Annotated in this window: 18 protein-coding genes, 2 pseudogenes and 1 other annotated feature; of the genes and pseudogenes, 19 read left to right on the forward strand and 1 reads right to left on the reverse strand. The window is 56.9% G+C overall.

Translation table 11 applies throughout. The features are described 5' to 3' along the window. Nucleotides 1-211: 211 nt before the first annotated feature. Nucleotides 212-607 carry a nucleoside triphosphate pyrophosphohydrolase family protein gene (locus PACILC2_RS11940; protein ID WP_062490447.1) on the reverse strand — a complete coding sequence of 132 codons (396 nt, stop codon included), beginning with the start codon at nt 605-607 and terminating at the stop codon, nt 212-214. 158 nt (nt 608-765) lie between these two features. Here PACILC2_RS11940 and PACILC2_RS11945 point away from each other — a divergent pair, with 158 nt between their 5' ends. From PACILC2_RS11945 to rpoB, 19 genes and pseudogenes are all read left to right on the forward strand, one after another. Further along, the gene (locus tag PACILC2_RS11945; RefSeq protein WP_504739384.1) at nt 766-1,851 is read left to right on the forward strand and encodes a PIN/TRAM domain-containing protein; all 1,086 of its coding nucleotides are present in this window, start codon (nt 766-768) and stop codon (nt 1,849-1,851) included. 51 nt (nt 1,852-1,902) lie between these two features. Further along, nucleotides 1,903-2,607 (forward strand): 2-C-methyl-D-erythritol 4-phosphate cytidylyltransferase, encoded by a 705-nt coding sequence (ispD, locus tag PACILC2_RS11950; protein WP_062490451.1) that lies wholly within the window; start codon nt 1,903-1,905, stop codon nt 2,605-2,607. Then, nucleotides 2,604-3,086, forward strand: a complete 483-nt coding sequence (gene ispF / locus PACILC2_RS11955; RefSeq protein ID WP_213528989.1) for a 2-C-methyl-D-erythritol 2,4-cyclodiphosphate synthase — start codon at nt 2,604-2,606, stop codon at nt 3,084-3,086. Before ispD ends, ispF begins: the two co-directional genes overlap by 4 nt. Nucleotides 3,087-3,130: 44 nt before the next feature. After that, on the forward strand, nt 3,131-4,597 hold the full coding sequence (gene gltX, locus PACILC2_RS11960; protein ID WP_213528990.1) for a glutamate--tRNA ligase: 1,467 nt from the start codon (nt 3,131-3,133) through the stop codon (nt 4,595-4,597). A gap of 543 nt (nt 4,598-5,140) precedes the next feature. Further along, on the forward strand, nt 5,141-5,797 hold the full coding sequence (gene cysE, locus PACILC2_RS11965) for a serine O-acetyltransferase (protein WP_062490457.1): 657 nt from the start codon (nt 5,141-5,143) through the stop codon (nt 5,795-5,797). 1 nt (nt 5,798) lies between these two features. Beyond that, nucleotides 5,799-7,244, forward strand: coding sequence for a cysteine--tRNA ligase (cysS, locus tag PACILC2_RS11970; RefSeq protein ID WP_062490459.1), 1,446 nt, complete (start codon nt 5,799-5,801; stop codon nt 7,242-7,244). Nucleotides 7,245-7,462: 218 nt separating this feature from the next. Continuing rightward, nucleotides 7,463-7,558 (forward strand): annotated as a pseudogene (locus PACILC2_RS28670) (ribonuclease III); the annotation flags it as partial. A 198-nt stretch (nt 7,559-7,756) separates the two neighbouring features. Then, nucleotides 7,757-8,515 carry a 23S rRNA (guanosine(2251)-2'-O)-methyltransferase RlmB gene (rlmB, locus tag PACILC2_RS11980; RefSeq protein WP_213528991.1) on the forward strand — a complete coding sequence of 253 codons (759 nt, stop codon included), beginning with the start codon at nt 7,757-7,759 and terminating at the stop codon, nt 8,513-8,515. Nucleotides 8,516-8,517: 2 nt separating this feature from the next. Next, nucleotides 8,518-9,081, forward strand: a complete 564-nt coding sequence (locus tag PACILC2_RS11985) for an NYN domain-containing protein (protein ID WP_244863463.1) — start codon at nt 8,518-8,520, stop codon at nt 9,079-9,081. Nucleotides 9,082-9,174: 93 nt separating this feature from the next. Beyond that, on the forward strand, nt 9,175-9,825 hold the full coding sequence (gene sigH / locus PACILC2_RS11990; protein WP_062490463.1) for an RNA polymerase sporulation sigma factor SigH: 651 nt from the start codon (nt 9,175-9,177) through the stop codon (nt 9,823-9,825). Between the two features lie 348 nt (nt 9,826-10,173). Next, nucleotides 10,174-10,323: a 50S ribosomal protein L33 gene (gene rpmG, locus PACILC2_RS11995; protein WP_062490465.1), complete on the forward strand. Its 150-nt coding sequence runs from the start codon at nt 10,174-10,176 to the stop codon at nt 10,321-10,323. 14 nt (nt 10,324-10,337) lie between these two features. After that, the gene (gene secE, locus PACILC2_RS12000; protein WP_062490467.1) at nt 10,338-10,547 is read left to right on the forward strand and encodes a preprotein translocase subunit SecE; all 210 of its coding nucleotides are present in this window, start codon (nt 10,338-10,340) and stop codon (nt 10,545-10,547) included. A 23-nt stretch (nt 10,548-10,570) separates the two neighbouring features. After that, complete coding sequence (gene nusG / locus PACILC2_RS12005) at nt 10,571-11,104, forward strand: transcription termination/antitermination protein NusG (protein WP_062490469.1); 534 nt, start codon at nt 10,571-10,573, stop codon at nt 11,102-11,104. Nucleotides 11,105-11,198: 94 nt separating this feature from the next. Next, nucleotides 11,199-11,624 (forward strand): 50S ribosomal protein L11, encoded by a 426-nt coding sequence (rplK, locus tag PACILC2_RS12010; protein ID WP_062490471.1) that lies wholly within the window; start codon nt 11,199-11,201, stop codon nt 11,622-11,624. Nucleotides 11,625-11,754: 130 nt separating this feature from the next. Beyond that, nucleotides 11,755-12,447, forward strand: coding sequence for a 50S ribosomal protein L1 (gene rplA, locus PACILC2_RS12015; protein ID WP_062490476.1), 693 nt, complete (start codon nt 11,755-11,757; stop codon nt 12,445-12,447). A 15-nt stretch (nt 12,448-12,462) separates the two neighbouring features. Next, nucleotides 12,463-12,632 (forward strand) — a sequence feature (ribosomal protein L10 leader region). A gap of 61 nt (nt 12,633-12,693) precedes the next feature. Then, nucleotides 12,694-13,191 (forward strand): 50S ribosomal protein L10, encoded by a 498-nt coding sequence (gene rplJ / locus PACILC2_RS12020; protein ID WP_062490477.1) that lies wholly within the window; start codon nt 12,694-12,696, stop codon nt 13,189-13,191. 70 nt (nt 13,192-13,261) lie between these two features. Further along, nucleotides 13,262-13,627 carry a 50S ribosomal protein L7/L12 gene (rplL, locus tag PACILC2_RS12025; RefSeq protein WP_062490479.1) on the forward strand — a complete coding sequence of 122 codons (366 nt, stop codon included), beginning with the start codon at nt 13,262-13,264 and terminating at the stop codon, nt 13,625-13,627. 182 nt (nt 13,628-13,809) lie between these two features. Then, nucleotides 13,810-14,408: pseudogene (locus tag PACILC2_RS12030) on the forward strand (class I SAM-dependent methyltransferase). A 513-nt stretch (nt 14,409-14,921) separates the two neighbouring features. Further along, nucleotides 14,922-18,485 (forward strand): DNA-directed RNA polymerase subunit beta, encoded by a 3,564-nt coding sequence (gene rpoB, locus PACILC2_RS12035; protein ID WP_201024068.1) that lies wholly within the window; start codon nt 14,922-14,924, stop codon nt 18,483-18,485. The last annotated feature ends 33 nt before the right edge of the window (nt 18,486-18,518 follow it).

Raw genomic sequence — 18,518 nt, forward strand, 5'->3', positions numbered from 1 at the left:
ATGCCTTGTACGGGATAAAAAAAAAAAACGTTGATCGCCGGTTGTCCGGCAAAAGCCGAAAACAGAAGCTTGGCAAGCGCATGAACGGCGAAACGCCGAAATCGGAGCATTCCGCCTGAGGTTCAATCAAAATAAAGATCGCGCATCGGCGCCTTTCGACAAGGCGGGCGATGCGCGATTTTTACGTTGACGCCGGTGTGCGGGCGGCGCTTCAAGTCAAATTGAACAGGCCGAGCGTGGAACACTTGTCCCGTTCGGAGGCAACGACTTCTTCGAGCTGAATGTCGAGCAGATTGCACAAGGCGGACATATAAAACAGGTTTCGACCGAGCTCTGCCTTCAACACGTCGCGGCACGTTTCGCATAATTGACCGGACATATGATTCTCCAGCGTTTCCTTCGCTTTCTCCAGATCGATTTCTTCCGGAAACCGCTGCTTGCGCGCATTCAATTCGATGCAGCCGCATTCCGTTACCGCCTTGGCGACGGCCCGATTGACGGACGCGCCGGATTGACTCAATTTGGACATGATGTCAAGCAAGCTGCGATGCCGAAGGACCAATTCCGAGACTTGCTGTTGAAACATTTCTAGCGTCGGGGCGTTCATTCGGTTCCACCTCTTTCTCATTTACTTTTATATCCAACATTATAATCCTCTGCCGGCCGCATTTCAAAAGCTGTTTGAAAATCGATGCCGCCATCCGCGATTAACCTATCCGGAATTGGAACATACTAGTAACGGAGGTGGATGGCATTGGTTAAAAAATAATTCAGTTTCTTGGCATCCTGGCCGGCGGTATGGCTGGTGCGGAAGTATACGACAACTTGAATCCCGGACAAATCTGGACCGAGCAGGCGTTTGGCATCCTGCAGCGTTCCTTGGGGTATTACGGCCATGTCGCGGCCGGCGCCGTTCTGGGCCTGCTTCTGGCTGCGGCCATGGCAGGGCGGATTGTGCTGTGGCTGGAACGCAGCGCCGAACGGACGGCCGGTATGCCGGCCGAAGAGCTTGCGGCGGGGACGGCCGGCGCGGCGGCGGGATTGCTGCTGGCGGCTCTTCTGTATCCCGCGATGGCCAAATTCGACGGCGTGTGGACTCTTGCGCCGGCTGCGGCGGCGCTGATGTTCGGCTACGTCGGCATGAGGCTCGGCCTTAGCAAGCGCGCCGAACTTGCGGCAGGCTGGCAAGCGCTTGTCGAGTCGCGAAAACCCGTAGTGCCCCAGGAAGAGGTTGATGGCTTCGAAGAGCATAAAATATTGGACACAAGCGTCATTATCGACGGACGTATTGCGGACATTTGCAAGACCGGATTTATTGAAGGAACCCTTGTTATTCCCGAATTCGTGCTTGAGGAGCTTCAACATATCGCCGATTCGTCCGATTTGCTCAAGCGCAACCGCGGACGGCGCGGCCTTGATATTTTGAACAAAATCCAGAAAGAACTCGACGTCAAGGTGTTAATCTACGAGGGCGACTTCGAGGAGATCGGCGAAGTGGACAGCAAGCTGGTCAAGCTGGCCAAGGCGCTGCGGGGAAAAGTCGTCACGAACGACTTCAACCTGAACAAAGTGTGCGAGCTGCAGGGCGTGTCGGTGCTGAATATCAACGATCTGGCGAATGCCGTCAAGCCGGTCGTGCTGCCAGGGGAAGAAATTGTCGTGCAGGTTATCAAGGATGGCAAGGAGCACGGTCAAGGCGTCGCCTATCTGGATGACGGCACGATGATCGTCGTGGAAGGCGGACGCGATTATATCGGCACGACGATGGAGGTGCTGGTCACCAGCGTGCTGCAGACATCGGCAGGCCGAATGATATTCGCCAAACCGAAGCTGTTGGAAAAAGCGCTGTAACAGGTTATCATTAAACTGTTGCACACTACTGACAGCAAGGCAGGTTGAGCGATGGGAAACGAATGGGGCGCCGTCGTCGTGGCGGCCGGCAGGGGAACCCGGATGGGCACGGCGGAAAGCAAGCAATATTTGTTGCTGCGGGACAAGCCGATTCTCGTCCATACGCTGGAGACGTTCCAGTCGATGGCGGAAATTGCCGAAATCGCGCTTGTCGTCGGCAAGGACGACATCGGGCGGTGCTCGGAATGGACGAGCCGATACGGTTTGACGAAGGTTCGCGCGATTGTCGAAGGCGGCCGCGAGCGGCAGCATTCGGTCATGCGGGGCCTGGCAGCCCTCGGAACGGATTGGGCGATGGTGCATGACGGGGTGCGCCCGTTCGTCCGCGCGTCGTCGATCCGCGCTTGCTGCGCGGCGGCGGAGCGTGTCGGGGCGGCGGTGCTGGCCGTGCCGGTCAAGGATACGATCAAGCAGGTTGGCCCGGACGGGCTGATTGCCTCGACGCCGGATCGACGAAGCTTGTGGGCGATACAGACGCCGCAAGCTTTTCGCCGTTCGTTGCTGCAGGAGGCGCTGGAGCGGGCCGCTGCGGAAGGCTTCCTCGGCACCGACGACGCGATGGCGGTGGAGCGGACGGGCGCGCCGGTCGCGGTTGTCGAAGGCGATTATACCAATATAAAAATTACGACGCCCGACGATCTGGCATGGGCGGAGTTTCTGCTGAACAGACGGGATGGAGAGGGGAACGGAGCATGATCAGAGTGGGACAAGGCTTCGACGTGCATCAATTGGCCGAAGGCCGCGATTGCATCATTGGCGGGGTGAAAATTCCGTACGAGAAAGGACTGCTCGGCCATTCGGACGCCGACGTGCTGCTGCACGCGGTTGCCGATGCCGTACTGGGCGCGCTGGGACTTGGCGACATCGGGCGGCATTTTCCCGATACCGATCCGGCGTACAAGGACGCCGACAGCCTGCAGCTGCTCAAGCGGGTGTGGGAGATGGCCAGGGAGCGGGGATATCGGCTCGGCAACGCCGACGCCACCATCATCGCGCAGCGACCGAAGATGGCGCCTTATATCCCGCAGATGGCGGAGACGATCGCGAAGGCGCTGGATGCGGACACGTCGCAGGTGAACGTGAAGGCGACGACGACCGAACAGCTCGGTTTTACGGGCAGAGGGGAAGGAATTGCGGCCCAATCTGTTGTCTGTCTGGTCAAGGATATGCTATGATTACGAAATAAATTTCGGGAGTGCGAGAGAAGGGGTTGTCAGGGATGACGCAGGAAATCCGGGTCCGGTATGCGCCGTCGCCGACGGGACATCTGCATATCGGCAACGCAAGAACGGCCTTGTTCAATTATTTGTTTGCCCGCAAGCAGGGCGGAAAATTGATCGTTCGCATCGAAGATACCGACGTCAAGCGCAATGTCGCCGGCGGCGAAGAGAATCAGCTGAAATATTTGAAATGGCTCGGCATCGATTGGGACGAAAGCGTCGATATCGGCGGCGGATACGGTCCTTATCGCCAGACGGAACGGCTCGATATTTATCGCCGGTATTGGCAGGAGCTGATCGACAAGGGGCTTGCTTATCCGTGCTACTGCACGGAAGAGGAGCTGGAGCGGGAACGCGAGGAGCAGATTTCGCGCGGCGAAACGCCGCGGTATTCCGGCAAGCACCGCAATTTGACGGAGGAGCAGCGCCGCGCTTACGAGGCCGAAGGGCGCCGTCCCAGCATCCGGTTCCGCGTGCCGGAAGGCCGGACTTACAAGTTCCATGACATGGTGAAGGGCGAGATCGCCTTCGAATCCGACGGCATCGGCGATTTCGTCATTGTGAAGAAGGACGGCATCCCCACCTATAATTTCGCCGTCGTCGTCGATGACCATGAAATGCGGATCAGCCATGTGTTGCGGGGGGAAGACCATATCTCCAACACGCCCCGCCAACTGATGATCTACGAGGCGTTCGGCTGGGAGCCGCCTCAGTTCGGCCATATGACGCTGATCGTGAACGAAGCGAGGAAGAAGCTTAGCAAGCGCGACGAATCGATCATCCAGTTCATCGAGCAATATGACGAGCTTGGCTACGTGCCGGAAGCGTTGTTCAATTTCATCGCGCTGCTCGGCTGGTCCCCGGCCGGGGAACAGGAAATCTTCAGCCGCCAGGAACTGATCGAACAGTTCGACGCCGCGCGGCTGAGCAAAAGTCCGGCCGTATTCGACACGAGCAAGCTGCGCTGGATGAACAACGAATATTTGAAACGGCTCGAACCGGAGCGGCTTGTCGACATGTGTCTGCCTCATCTGCAGCGGGCAGGGCGGGTTCCTGCCGAGCTTGACTCAGCGGCGCGGGAGTGGGTCCGGAATCTGGTCGAGCTGTACCGGGATAAGCTGGATTTCGCTGCCGAAATTGTGCCTAAGACCGAACTGTTCTTCCGCGAATCGACAGAAGACGAGCCGGAAGCGGCGGAAGTGCTGGCAGAGGAGCATGTTCCCGCCGTGCTGGAGGCGCTGCTGGAGCGAATGGAAGCGGGAGCCGGGGAGCCGTTCGATGCGGACAGCGTAAAAGCGATCGTGAAAGCCGTTCAGCAGGCGACCGGATTCAAGGGCAAGCAACTGTTCATGCCGATTCGCGCGGCGCTGACCGGGCAAACGCACGGACCCGATCTGAATCAGACGATCGCGCTGCTTGGACGGGAGCGCGTCGTCGCCAGGCTGCGGGCGAGGCTGGGGCGCTGACCGATCGGCGCGGCCCGGGCGGCCGGCCGCAAGCGAGGCAATTTGCGGCACGACCGGAAGATATCGCTTGCAGAGCGGGTATTGTCACATAAACGTCGATGACGTATACTGAACTATGAATTGTATATGGATACGTTTGAAAGGCATTGAACAGGAGAAGTACGCCGAAGACGGGTTCGCAGAGAGGACGATCAAGGGCCGTTCGGGCTATTAAGCTCCGAAGGTCCGGGGCTGGAAGTCGTCTGTTCCCGGTCGGCGGAAGATGCGCCTGGGAGCCTTGCTCCGAGCCGCGCCAATGCGCTTCGGGATCCGGCCGAACGGCCGATCGTCCCGGCGTTGAGCGCGGGGTAGGCGGCAACGCGTGCCCGCGTTATCGGGCGACAGAGATGGGGAATTTCTCCCCAAGCAGAGTGGAACCGCGAATTGAACGCCTCTGCAGCTTCGGGCTGCGGAGGCGTTCGCTTTTGGCATGCGGCTCCGATTTTACCGCGAAAGAAAGCTTCGCCGGGCAAATGGCGAAGTCGTAGAAGAAGGGGATCGGTTATGTTCGACAATATACGTTCGGACATCCAGGCCGTTTTCGACAACGACCCGGCTGCCCGCAGCAAATTTGAAGTCATATTTACGTATTCGGGTCTTCATGCCATATGGATGCATCGGATTGCGCATGCTTTATACAAACGGGGCTGGTTCACGGTTGCCCGGATCATCTCCCAGTTCAGCCGGTTCATGACGGGCATCGAAATTCATCCGGGCGCCAAAATCGGCCGCCGGCTGTTTATCGACCACGGCATGGGCGTCGTAATCGGCGAGACATGCGAAATCGGCGACGATGTCGTCATTTACCAGGGCGTTACGCTGGGCGGAACGGGCAAAGAGAAAGGCAAGCGGCACCCGACGATCGGCAACAACGTCGTCATCGCTTCGGGAGCCAAAGTGCTCGGATCGTTCCGGGTCGGCGACAACAGCAATATCGGCGCCAACTCGGTCGTGCTGCGGGAGGTGCCGCCGAACAGCACGGTCGTCGGCATCCCCGGACGCATCGTCAAGCGCAACGGCGAGCGGGTTGGCGACCGGCTCGACCATACGCGTCTGCCCGACCCCGTTATCGATCTGTGCCGCAATATGCAGAACGAGATCGACAGCCTGAAAGCCGAGTTGCAGCGGCTTCGGGAGGAGAGAGCGAAGGAGAAGGTCTAACATGAGTTTGAAAGTTTACAATACGCTAACCCGCGAGAAGGAAACGTTCGAACCGCTCGTACCGGGCAAGGTCAAGATGTATGTTTGCGGCCCGACCGTATACGATTATATTCATATCGGCAACGCGCGGCCGGCTATTCTGTTCGACGTTGTCCGCCGTTATCTGGAAGCGTCGGGCTACGAAGTCACTTATATCGTCAACTTTACCGATGTGGACGACAAGCTGATTCGCAAAGCCGAACAGCTCGGGTCGACGGTGCCGGAGGTGGCGGACCGGTTCATCGCGGCATTCGAAGAGGATATTGCCGCGCTCGGCGTCCGCCGGGCAACCCGAAACCCGCGGGTGACGAGACATATCGACGATATCGTGGCTTTTATTAAAGGGCTCGAGGACAAAGGCTTCGCATACGCCAGCGGCGGCGACGTCTATTTCCGCACCGGCAAGTTCGGGGAGTACGGCAAGCTGTCGCACCAGAATCTGGAGGAGCTGCAGTTCGGCATCCGCATCGAAGTCGACGAGCGCAAGGAAAATCCGGAAGATTTCGTGCTGTGGAAAGGGGCCAAACCTGGGGAAATATCGTGGGATAGCCCTTGGGGGCCGGGCCGCCCGGGTTGGCATATCGAATGCTCGGCCATGGCGCGCCATTATCTCGGCGACACGCTGGACATTCACGGCGGCGGCCATGACCTGCAGTTTCCGCATCACGAATGCGAGGTGGCGCAATCGGAGGCGCTGACCGGCAAGCCGCTGGCGCGCTACTGGATGCATAACGGGTACATCCACATTAATAATGAAAAAATGTCGAAATCGCTCGGCAACGGCATAACGGTCCGCGAGCTGCTGAAGCGGACGAAGCCGGAAGCGGTGCGGTACTTCATGCTTGCCACCCATTACAGAAGCCCGCTCAATTTCAGCGACAGCACGATTCGTCAGGCGGAGAACAGCGTTTTGCGGATCGCCAACTGCAACAGCAATTTGCACCACCGGATGGCGGCGATCGGAGCGGAGCCGGTTACGGAGGTTCGCAAGCTGAACGAGCCGCCGCTTCCTTCCGGAGATGAAGCGCTGGACGAACGGCTGCGGGAAATTCTGGACCGGTTCCGGGCCAAGATGGACGACGATTTCAATACGCCGGATGCGATAACGGCCGTGTTCGATCTCGTGGCGGAGGCGAACCAGTACATGCAGCGCGACGTTGCCACGGCGTCCGGCCTTCGGGCGCTCGCCGATCTGCTGCTGCGCATGGACGACGTGCTCGGCCTGTTGCCTTCGCCGGCGGAGGCGAACGGGCTGCTTGACGAAGAAGTCGAGCGCTTGATTGCGGAGCGGGCCGAAGCGCGGAAAGCCAAAAATTGGGCGCGCGCAGACGAAATTCGCGATTTGCTCGCCGCGCAGGGCATCGTGCTGGAAGATACCCCGCAAGGGCTTCGATGGCGGCGCAAATGAGCGGGCCTTCGGAAGGCGGCCCGGGCTTTGCCGAGGCTGGCGGCGCGGAAGGCGCGGAACTTCGTGCCGCGACCGCGGCTGGGGAATCCCGGGCGGCGGACGAGCCGGATTGGCTGTATTTCGAACCGGATAAGCCGGCGCATTTGTTGAATCCTGTCGTCCTCGCCTATATCGGGGATGCCGTGTTCGAGCTTATGATCCGGCAGCGGCTTGTCGCCATGACGAACCATAAGCCGCATCACTTGCACCGGGAAGCGACCGGATGGGTATCGGCCAAGGCGCAGCGCCGCATTCTGGAGCGGTGGGAGCCGCTCTTGACGGAAGAAGAGGCGGATATCGTCCGGCGCGGTCGCAATGCGAAGTCCGGCGCGCCGCCGAAAATGCGGATGTGGCCGATTACCGCCAGGCGACGGCGCTCGAGTGTCTGGTCGGTTATTTATATTATGAACGGCGGGGAGAACGGCTGCGCGAGCTGTTCGATTATGTCATCCGCTTGGGAGGACCTGGTCACGATGGAACGAAATAAGCAACAAGACCCGAATGAGTGGATTGCCGGCAAGCACCCCGTGCTCGAAGCGCTGCGCGCCGGCAGAGAAATCAACAAAATCTGGGTGGCCGAAGGCTCGCAGAAAGGATTGTCGCACATTGTCGGCGAAGCGCGAAAGGCCGGCATCGTCGTTCAAGCCGTCGACCGGCGCAAGCTTGACCAGATGGTGCCGGGAGCGGCGCATCAAGGCGTAATTGCGCAAGCGGCACCATACCGGTACGCCGAGGTCGAAGAACTGCTCGATCTGGCGCGCGCCCGGGGAGAGGCGCCCTTCTTGCTCATACTGGATGAAATCGAGGACCCGCATAACCTCGGATCGATTCTGCGGACGGCGGAATGCACGGGGGTGCACGGGGTCATCATTCCGAAGCGGCGGTCGGTCGGTCTGACGGCCACCGTCTCCAAAACGTCCGCGGGCGCGGCCGAATATGTTCCGGTCGCCCGGGTGACCAATTTGGCGCAGACGATGGAGCGCCTGAAAGAAGCCGGCATCTGGATTGCGGGTACGGATGTCGCCGCCGGGCAGGATGTGTACCGGGCCGATTTCAATGTGCCGCTCGCCGTCGTCATCGGCAACGAAAATAAAGGCATCGGCCGGCTGGTCAAACAGAAATGCGACTTTCTCGTACGGCTGCCGATGTTCGGACGGCTCAATTCCCTGAACGCATCGGTGGCGGCCGGTGTGCTGATGTACGAGGTTGTCCGCCAGCGGCGGGGCGGCTGAACGTGCAAAAGCGTGAGGATGTGCTTCTGGTCGACGGCTACAATATGATCGGCGCCTGGCCGGAGCTGGAGAAGCTGAAGGATACGGACATGGAAGGCGCCCGCGACCGGCTGCTCGATTTGCTGGCGGACTATCAGGGGTTCACGGGCATGCGCATTTACGTCGTCTTCGACGCCCATCAGGTTCCGGGGCTCGGGGCGAAATATCGGCAGCACAAGCTGACGGTGCTCTTTACCAAAGAAAAGGAGACGGCGGACGAGTGCATTGAGCGGCTGGTCATCGACCTGCAGCGCAGAGGACGCAATATTTATGTGGCCACTTCCGATCTGGTGGAACAACATGTCGCTTTCGGCAAGGGAGCCTTGCGCGTATCGGCGCGCGAACTGCGGCTCGATATCGAGCATTGCCGCAACCGGATCGAGCAGACGCTGCGGGAGGAACGTCCCGAGATGCGCATGACGCTGGACGGGAAGCTGAGCCTGGATGTCCGCATGCAGTTGGAGCGTATGAGGCGCGGAACCGTATCGGACAGCGAAGGGGGACGTGGCAAAAAGGGCCGCGGTTGACGGTGTCAGACGCGATCATGTATACTGTGTCTATATTTGCTAGTGCGGAGTCTGGCATAATACTGCACGCCATGCAGGCCGGAGGGATAGTTCGTGAGCATCGACCTCAAAGAATGGAGTACGAAGGATTACGACTGCAGAACGGACGAGGATGTCGTGGATGCGGTCCGCGATGGCGACAGCGAGGCGCTGGAGTATCTGATCAACAAATATAAAAATTTTGTCCGGGCCAAGGCTCGCTCCTATTTTCTGATCGGCGCCGACCGGGAAGATATCGTTCAGGAAGGCATGATTGGCTTGTACAAGTCGATCCGCGATTTCAAGGGTGACAAGCTGTCCTCCTTCAAAGCTTTTGCCGAATTGTGCATTACCCGCCAGATTATCACCGCGATCAAAACGGCCACCCGCCAGAAACACATTCCACTCAATTCCTACGTTTCGCTGGACAAGCCGATCTACGATGAAGATTCCGACCGCACCCTGCTGGACGTCATCTGCGGCACCCGGGTTTCAGATCCCGAAGAGCTGATTATCAATCAGGAAGAATTTGTCGGGCTGGAGGATAAAATGTCCGAGATTTTGAGCGACCTGGAACGGAAGGTGCTGATGCTGTACCTGGACGGCCGCTCTTATCAGGAGATCGCGGTTGATCTCGACCGGCACGTCAAGTCGATCGACAACGCATTGCAGCGGGTAAAGCGAAAGCTGGAACGGTATTTGGAAGTTCGCAACGTAGGGGGCTAAAGCCGGCGAAGCGTTCGGACGGCATAGCCTTCGGCGAGAGAGCGCACGGGGACACCGTGCGTTTTTGCATGTTTGCCGATGGAAAATTCGGGACATACTGGTACGGGATTCCGAAATCGAAGCCTGAACGCGCCGTCCTTGCCGACCGCTTTCCGCCCCGGGCGCAGTACGAAGCCAATCTTTTCGTTGACACTCCCTGACCCATATGATAAATTGTTTTAGGTAGCCTTAAATGCGAGGTTTTTTCTATTGGCTCCGTATTGCTCAGATGCAGATGTTATCGTTTAACATAACGCGACATCGTGTTCTTGATTTTACAGTAAGCAGCTCGGGAGGTGTACTTTCAACATGCGGGTTATTATTACGCTTGCTTGCACGAATTGCAAACAGAGAAACTACACGACGACCAAAAACAAGCGCAACCACCCCGACCGCATCGAGATGAAGAAGTTTTGCAAGTTTTGCAACGAGCATACTCCTCATCGCGAGACGAGATAATAGGAGGTGTCGACGTGGCATTTTTGGGCAAGCTGAAGCAGGGCTTCGGGACGACGTTCGGTTTCTTTGCCGACAGCTGGGCGGAGCTTAAGAAAGTCCGCTGGCCAAATCGTAAAGAGTTGACAAGCTATACGATTGTCGTCCTTGTGACGATCGTCCTTGTGACCATTTACTTTTGGCTTCTTGACATCGGGATCTCTGAATTGGTCGGACTGATTGTTTAAGAAGATTCCAAAGGTGGATTATGATGGAGAAAAGATGGTATGTCGTCCATACTTACTCGGGGTATGAGAACAAAGTGAAAGCCAACCTGGAACGCCGGGTAAGCTCGATGGGCATGGAAGATAAAATTTTCCGTGTTCTCGTGCCGATGGAAGAGGAACTTGTGAACAAAGACGGGAAGAAAAAAACCGTCATGCGCAAAGTTTATCCCGGCTACGTCCTTGTGGAGATGATCCAGACGGACGATTCCTGGTATGTTGTTCGCAATACGCCCGGCGTGACGGGATTTGTCGGTTCGACCGGCTCCGGCTCGAAGCCGATTCCGCTAATGCCCGACGAAGTGGAGCAAATTTTGCGCCATATGGGTATCGAGGAACCGAAGCCGAAGATTGAATTCGAGCTGAAAGAGACCGTTCGCGTAAAAGTAGGTCCTTTCGCCGATTTTGTCGGTACGGTGGAAGAAATCATCCCCGACAAAAGCAAGCTGAAGGTGCATGTCAACATGTTTGGCAGGGAAACCCCGCTTGAGCTGGACTACACTCAAGTGGAAAAGATATAAAATAAATATCCGGTTTCCGGATTCGTCGGTTCCCTCCGGCGAAGGCGGGATGAATGGCCCGCTTCATGCAGAATGAGGCAAGGAGGTGTGCAACATGGCAAAGAAGGTCATCAAAGTGGTCAAACTGCAGGTTCCCGCAGGCAAAGCCAACCCGGCTCCGCCAATCGGTCCCGCACTCGGTCAGGCCGGCGTCAACATTATGGCGTTTTGTAAAGAGTTCAACGCCCGTACCGCCGATCAGTCCGGATTGATCATTCCGGTCGTCATTACCGTTTTCGAAGACCGCTCGTTCACGTTTGAAACGAAGACGCCTCCGGCAGCTGTTCTGCTTCGCGTCGCGGCGGGAATCGAAAAAGGTTCCGGCGAGCCGAACAAGAAGAAGGTCGCTACCGTGAAACGCGCTAAAATCCGCGAAATCGCGGAGCAGAAGATGCCCGATCTCAACGCGGCTTCGGTCGAAGCGGCAATGCGTATGGTGGAAGGCACCGCGCGCAGTATGGGCGTCGTGATCGAGGACTGATATCGCCGCGTCCGACCAGGATCCGGCGGCCCGCGCAAGCGGGATCGCATGCGGAGCGCCAGGCGCTTCGCGGCGTGGGAGGAACGTCCGGCAAGGACGTCCGCTATAACCACAGGAGGAGGAAATTCAAATGGCCAAACACGGCAAGAAGTATCTTGAAGCCGCCAAGCTGATTGACAGCGAAGCGACTTATGAGCCGCTCGAAGCAATCGAGCTCGTAAAGAAAGGCGCATCGGCCAAATTCGACGAGTCTGTCGAGGTTGCCGTCCGTCTGGGCGTAGACCCGCGGAAGCAAGACCAGGCGGTGCGCGGCGTTGTCGTTCTGCCGCACGGTACGGGCAAAACGAAGCGCGTGCTTGTATTCGCCAAAGGCGAAAAAGCGAAGGAAGCCGAAGCTGCCGGCGCCGATTATGTCGGCGATTCGGATATGATCAACAAAATCCAACAAGGCTGGTTCGAGTTCGACGTCTGCGTTGCAACGCCGGACATGATGGCCGAAGTTGGTAAGCTTGGACGGATTCTGGGCGGCAAAGGCCTTATGCCGAACCCGAAAGCCGGTACGGTTACGTTCGACGTGGCGAAAGCCGTACAGGAAATCAAGGCGGGTAAAATCGAATACCGTCTCGACCGAGCAGGTCAAATCCATGCCCCGATCGGTAAAGTGTCGTTCGACGCCGAGAAGCTGGCCGAGAATCTGCAAACGCTGATCGAAGCGCTGAACCGCGCGAAACCGGCTGCGGCCAAAGGGGTTTACCTGAAAAACATTTCCGTTTCTTCGACGATGGGCCCTGGCGTCCGCGTGAACACGGCGGCATTCCGCTGAGAATAAAACGGAACCGACATTCGAATATGCATACCGTAGACAGTAGGTGCCCAAGGGCTTAATTTCCTACCGAGGTGTTATGATAAATCGTTTTGGCGATAGCGGGTTTCCGAGCACGGAAGCCGTATCGCGGAACGGACCGTCATGGCCTTCGCCGTCTGCGGAGGCCATTTATTATGGCCTCCGCCAAAAGACGGGTGCCGGGCGCAATGAATGTCTACCATGAACCAACGGGAGGTGTACAGTTTGGCAAACGCAAGAATCATTCAGGAGAAGCAGCAGGCGGTCGAGGAAATTTCCACGAAGCTGCGCGAGAGTTCTTGCACGGTAGTCGCAGATTACCGGGGCTTGAACGTCGCTCAAGTGACGGAGCTGCGCAAACAGCTGCGTGAAGCCGGCGTTGAATTTTCGGTGCTGAAAAATTCGCTTGTTCGCCGTGCGACGGAATCGGCGGAGTTGTCGGAACTGAACGAGGTGCTGACGGGACCGACGGCGATCGCTTTCAGCAAGGACGACGTTGTGGCGCCGGCGAAGATTTTGAACGAATTCGCGAAAAAGAACGAAGCGCTGAAGCTGAAAGGCGGCGTGCTCGAAGGGCAAGTCGTCGGAGTCGAGCAGCTCAAAGCGCTCGCGGACCTGCCTTCCCGCGAAGGTCTGTTGTCCATGCTGCTTAGCGTACTGCAAGCGCCGATCCGCAACTTCGCGCTCGCGGTCAAGGCTGTCGCGGAGAAGCAAGAGGCTTGATTTCTTTAATGGCGGGCATGTCCCGGCCAAACTTGCAACGATATAAAATCAAAATTATGGAGGTTTAACCATGAGTAAAGAGCAAATTCTGGAAGCCATTAAAGGCATGAACGTTCTCGAACTGAACGAGCTGGTTAAAGCGATCGAAGAAGAATTCGGCGTAACGGCTGCTGCACCGGTAGCGGTTGTTGCAGGCGGCGGCGCTGCTGCAGAAGCTGCGGAGCAAACGGAATTCGAAGTCGTTCTCGCAAACGCTGGCGCATCCAAAATCAACGTTATCAAAGTCGTTCGCGAAATTACGGGTCTCGGCCTGAAAGAAGCGAAAGACCTTGTCGACAGCGCGCCGAAGACGCTCAAAGAGAACGTCAGCAAAGAAGAAGCGGAAGCCATCAAGGCGAAACTGGAAGAAGCCGGCGCTTCCGTAGAATTGAAATAAGCTTGATCTGCTTAAGGCGAACCCCTTGCAGCACTCTCGCTGCAGGGGGTTCGCTCGCTAAGCCGTAGTCTTACTTCGCATCGGTTAAGCGGAAGCCTGCGAAACAGCCTTTTCTCCCAGAAGGATAAGCGGATGCTTCCAAAGTCGTCTTTGCTGCGCAAAGGTATCAGGAGGTTATCGACATGTCCGACCATTACTATTCGAGAACGCCCGGAGTCGCGCACGACCGCCATATTCGGCAAGCGACGCTGCGAGGGTTTGCGTTTCGGTTTGTAACGGACGCCGGGGTCTTCTCCAAATCGAATGTCGATTTCGGCAGCCGTCTGCTGATCGAAACGATGGACGTGCCGCTCGACGCCGAGGTGCTTGACGTCGGATGCGGGTACGGGCCGATCGGGCTTGCCGCGGCCAGGCTCGCCCCGAAGGGTCGGGTGACGATGATCGATATTAATGAGCGGGCTGTCGAATTGGCGAAGGAAAATGCGGCGCTGAACGGCATTTCCAATGTGGATATCCGTCAGAGCGATCTGTTCGAAGCGGTGCGCGGCCGATCGTTCGATGTCGTGCTGACGAATCCTCCGATCCGGGCAGGGAAATCGATCGTTCACCGCATTTTGAGGAAGGCTGGACGCTGCTCGTTCCGGGCGGGGCGATGTGGGTCGTTATCCAGAAGAAGCAAGGCGCGCCATCCGCGCAAGCGAAGCTGACAGAGGTATTTGGCAATGCGGACCTGATCGCGAGAGACAAAGGGTACTGGATATTGAAAGCAGTCAAGAGATAGACGAATAGACGCAGACGGCGACGAAGCAGCATCCTGTTAAGGAAGTTCTTTGTTGACTTGACTTTTTCAATATGGTATCATTATTAAATGTCAGCATGAGAATGGGGTCAATATCTTTAGTGTACTAAAATGTCAAGAGTTTTTTGCCGCGAAGCTGGCCCGTATAATTGCGGTGCGGTATGAGCCGGCATCGTTATCGAATAAAATAATCCGCGCGGCATGCATAAAAAATTGACATTTGACGTATAATGTTTACATTTTGGGCTAAATTACTAGATATGGAACCGTACGCGCCCGCGCCGCGAATCGGTTTGGTTGCTGGAAAGATGCTCTTTTTCGAACCTATTTCGATAAGGGCTTTTCTTTATTTATGATTCTGAAAGAAAAGGGTTTCCTTTTCCCGTTTCTTAAAAATCCAGGGAAGTATAAGATCCGCTTCTGTACTTTGCTTGGATTTTATCGCGAAACGGAAGCTTCGTCGGCTGCATGCCGGGCGAGGCCGTTTACGCTTGCATGAGGGGTGAGGTTAAGTTGGCAGGACATCTTGTTCAGTATGGTCGACGCACGCGGAGAAGTTACGCCCGTATCAAAGAAGTGCTCGAAGTTCCGAACCTGATTGAAATCCAACAGAAATCGTACGAGAAGTTTCTCGAGCAGGACCTGCTGGAACTGTTTCAGGACATCTCTCCGATTCAGGATTTTACGGGTAACCTGTCGCTGGAATTTATCGATTACAGCCTGGGCGAACCGAAATATTCAGTAGATGAATCGAAGGAACGCGACGTCACGTATGCCGCTCCGCTGCGCGTAAAAGTGCGGCTGATCAACAAGGAAACGGGCGAAGTGAAAGAGCAGGAAGTGTTTATGGGCGATTTCCCGCTGATGACGGACACCGGTACGTTCATCATTAACGGGGCCGAACGGGTTATTGTCAGTCAATTGGTACGCTCCCCCAGCGTCTATTTTAGCACGAAAATAGACAAGAACGGGAAAAAGACGTACACGGCGACCGTCATTCCGAATCGGGGCGCATGGCTGGAGCTGGAGACCGACACGAAGGATATTATTTATGTTCGCATCGACCGCACCCGGAAAATCCCGGTTACGGTGCTCCTTCGCGCGCTCGGCTTCGGCACGGATGCCGAAATTTTGGATTTGCTCGGTCATGACGAATATATACGCAACACGCTGGACAAGGACAATACGGACTCGACGGAGAAAGCGCTGATCGAAATTTACGAACGCCTTCGTCCCGGCGAGCCGCCGACGCTGGAAAACGCGAAAAGCCTGCTTATTGCGCGCTTTTTCGATCCGAAACGGTACGACCTCGCCAACGTCGGACGTTACAAAATCAACAAAAAGCTTCACATCAAAAACCGTCTGTTCAACCAACGTCTAGCGGAAACGCTTGTCGATCCGACGACCGGCGAAATTATCGCCGAAGCGGGCCAAATGATCGACCGTCGTCTTTTGGACGAGATCATGCCTCATCTGGAGAACAACGTCGGTTTTAAAACTTATCATGTCTCGAATGGCATTCTTGATGCGGATAGTATTCCGCTTCAAGCTATCAGTGTATTCTCGCCTTTGGACGAAAACCAGGTTATCAAGGTCATCTCCAACGGCAATATCGACAAGTCCGTCAAACATATTACGCCGGCGGACATTATCGCGTCGATCAACTACTTCATTAACCTGCTGCACGGTGTGGGCAGCACGGACGATATCGACCACCTCGGCAACCGCCGGCTTCGTTCCGTCGGGGAACTGCTGCAGAACCAGTTCCGCATCGGTCTTTCGCGGATGGAGCGCGTCGTGCGCGAACGGATGTCCATTCAGGACGCCAATGCGATTACGCCGCAGGCGCTGATCAACATCCGTCCGGTTATCGCGTCGATCAAAGAATTTTTCGGTTCTTCGCAGCTGTCTCAATTTATGGACCAGACGAACCCGCTTGCCGAGTTGACGCATAAGCGGCGCCTGTCCGCGCTCGGACCGGGCGGCTTGACGCGGGAACGCGCAGGCATGGAAGTGCGCGACGTTCACCATTCCCATTACGGCCGGATGTGTCCGATCGAGACGCCGGAAGGACCGAACATCGGTCTGATCAACTCGTTGTCCACGTACGCCCGGATTAACGAATACGGATTTATCGAAACGCCGTATCGCTGGGTCGATCCGAAGACAAATCGCGTAACGGACCAGATCGCGTATTTGACGGCGGACGAAGAAGACAACTACGTCATCGCCCAGGCGAACGCGGAATTGACGGAAGACAACAGATTCAAAGACGACATGGTCATCGTCCGTTACAACAAGCAGGCGGACAATATTTTGACGATGCCGAGCGACCGCGTCGATTATATGGACGTTTCGCCGAAGCAGGTCGTCTCGGTTGCGACCGCGCTTATTCCGTTCCTCGAGAACGACGACTCCAACCGCGCGCTCATGGGCTCGAACATGCAGCGGCAAGCCGTTCCGCTTCTCGTTCCGAAAGCGCCGCTCGTCGGTACGGGCATGGAGCACAAGGCTGCCAAAGACTCGGGCGTATGCGTCGTGTCGCAGCATGACGGCATCGTGGAACGCGTAACGGCCAACGAAATTTGGGTTCGCCGCGTCGAGAACGTAGACGGCAAAATGGTGACGGGCGATCTGGTGAAGCACAAGCTGTACAAGTTTATGCGTTCGAACCAGGGAACGTGCATCAATCAGCGGCCGATCGTCCGCAAGGGCGACCAGGTGAAAAAAGGCGACATTTTGGCGGACGGTCCGTCCACAGAGCAAGGCGAATTGGCGCTTGGACGCAACGTCGTCGTCGCGTTTATGACATGGGAAGGCTACAACTACGAGGATGCCATCCTGCTCAGCGAGAAACTGGTGAAAGAGGATGTTTATACGTCCATTCACATTGAGGAATATGAATCCGAAGCCCGGGATACGAAGCTCGGTCCGGAAGAAATCACGCGCGATATCCCGAACGTCGGGGAAGAAGCGCTCAAAAATCTCGACGAGCGCGGCATTATTCGGGTCGGCGCCGAGATCAGCGCGAACGATATTCTCGTTGGCAAAGTGACGCCGAAAGGCGTGACGGAGCTGACGGCGGAAGAGCGTCTGCTGCATGCGATCTTTGGCGAGAAGGCCCGGGAAGTAAGGGACACGTCGCTGCGCGTGCCTCACGGCACCGACGGCATCGTCGTCGACGTCAAAGTATTCACCCGCGAGAACGGCGACGAGCTGCCGCCCGGCGTCAATCAGCTGGTGCGCGTCTACATCGCGCAGAAGCGGAAAATTTCCGAAGGCGACAAGATGGCGGGTCGCCACGGCAACAAAGGCGTCATCGCCAGAATTATGCCGGAGGAAGACATGCCTTTCCTTCCGGACGGCACACCTGTAGAGGTTGTTCTCAACCCGCTGGGCGTCCCTTCCCGGATGAATATCGGCCAGGTGCTCGAGGTTCACCTCGGCATGGCCTGCAAACGGCTCGGCATTTACGCCGCCACGCCCGTATTCGACGGCGCAACCGAGCATGACGTGTTCGACTCGATGGAAGAGGCCGGCATGCAGCGCAACGGCAAGACGCTGCTGTACGACGGACGAACGGGGGAACCGTTCGAACGCGAGGTTACGGTCGGCGTCATGTACATGATCAAGCTTGCGCACATGGTCGACGACAAGATTCACGCTCGTTCCACCGGTCCATACTCGCTCGTTACGCAGCAGCCGCTCGGCGGCAAGGCGCAGTTCGGCGGTCAGCGTTTCGGCGAGATGGAAGTCTGGGCGCTTGAAGCGTACGGAGCGGCGTATACGCTGCAGGAGATTTTGACCGTCAAGTCCGATGATGTCGTCGGCCGGGTCAAAACGTACGAATCGATCGTCAAAGGCGAGAACGTGCCGGAACCGGGCGTTCCGGAGTCGTTCAAAGTTTTGATCAAGGAGCTTCAGAGCCTCGGCATGGATGTGAAAATATTGACCGAGAACGAAGAAGAGATCGAAATGAAAGAGATCGACGACGAAGAAGAGACAGGCGGCGACAAGCTGAACCTGAATCTGGAAGGCGCCGAGGTTGGCGTAGAATAACGACATGTGGCGGATGACGTCCCCTGGCGGGCG

The organism is Paenibacillus cisolokensis (assembly GCF_018403665.1).
GTDB classification, from domain to species: domain Bacteria; phylum Bacillota; class Bacilli; order Paenibacillales; family Paenibacillaceae; genus Paenibacillus_AH; species Paenibacillus_AH cisolokensis.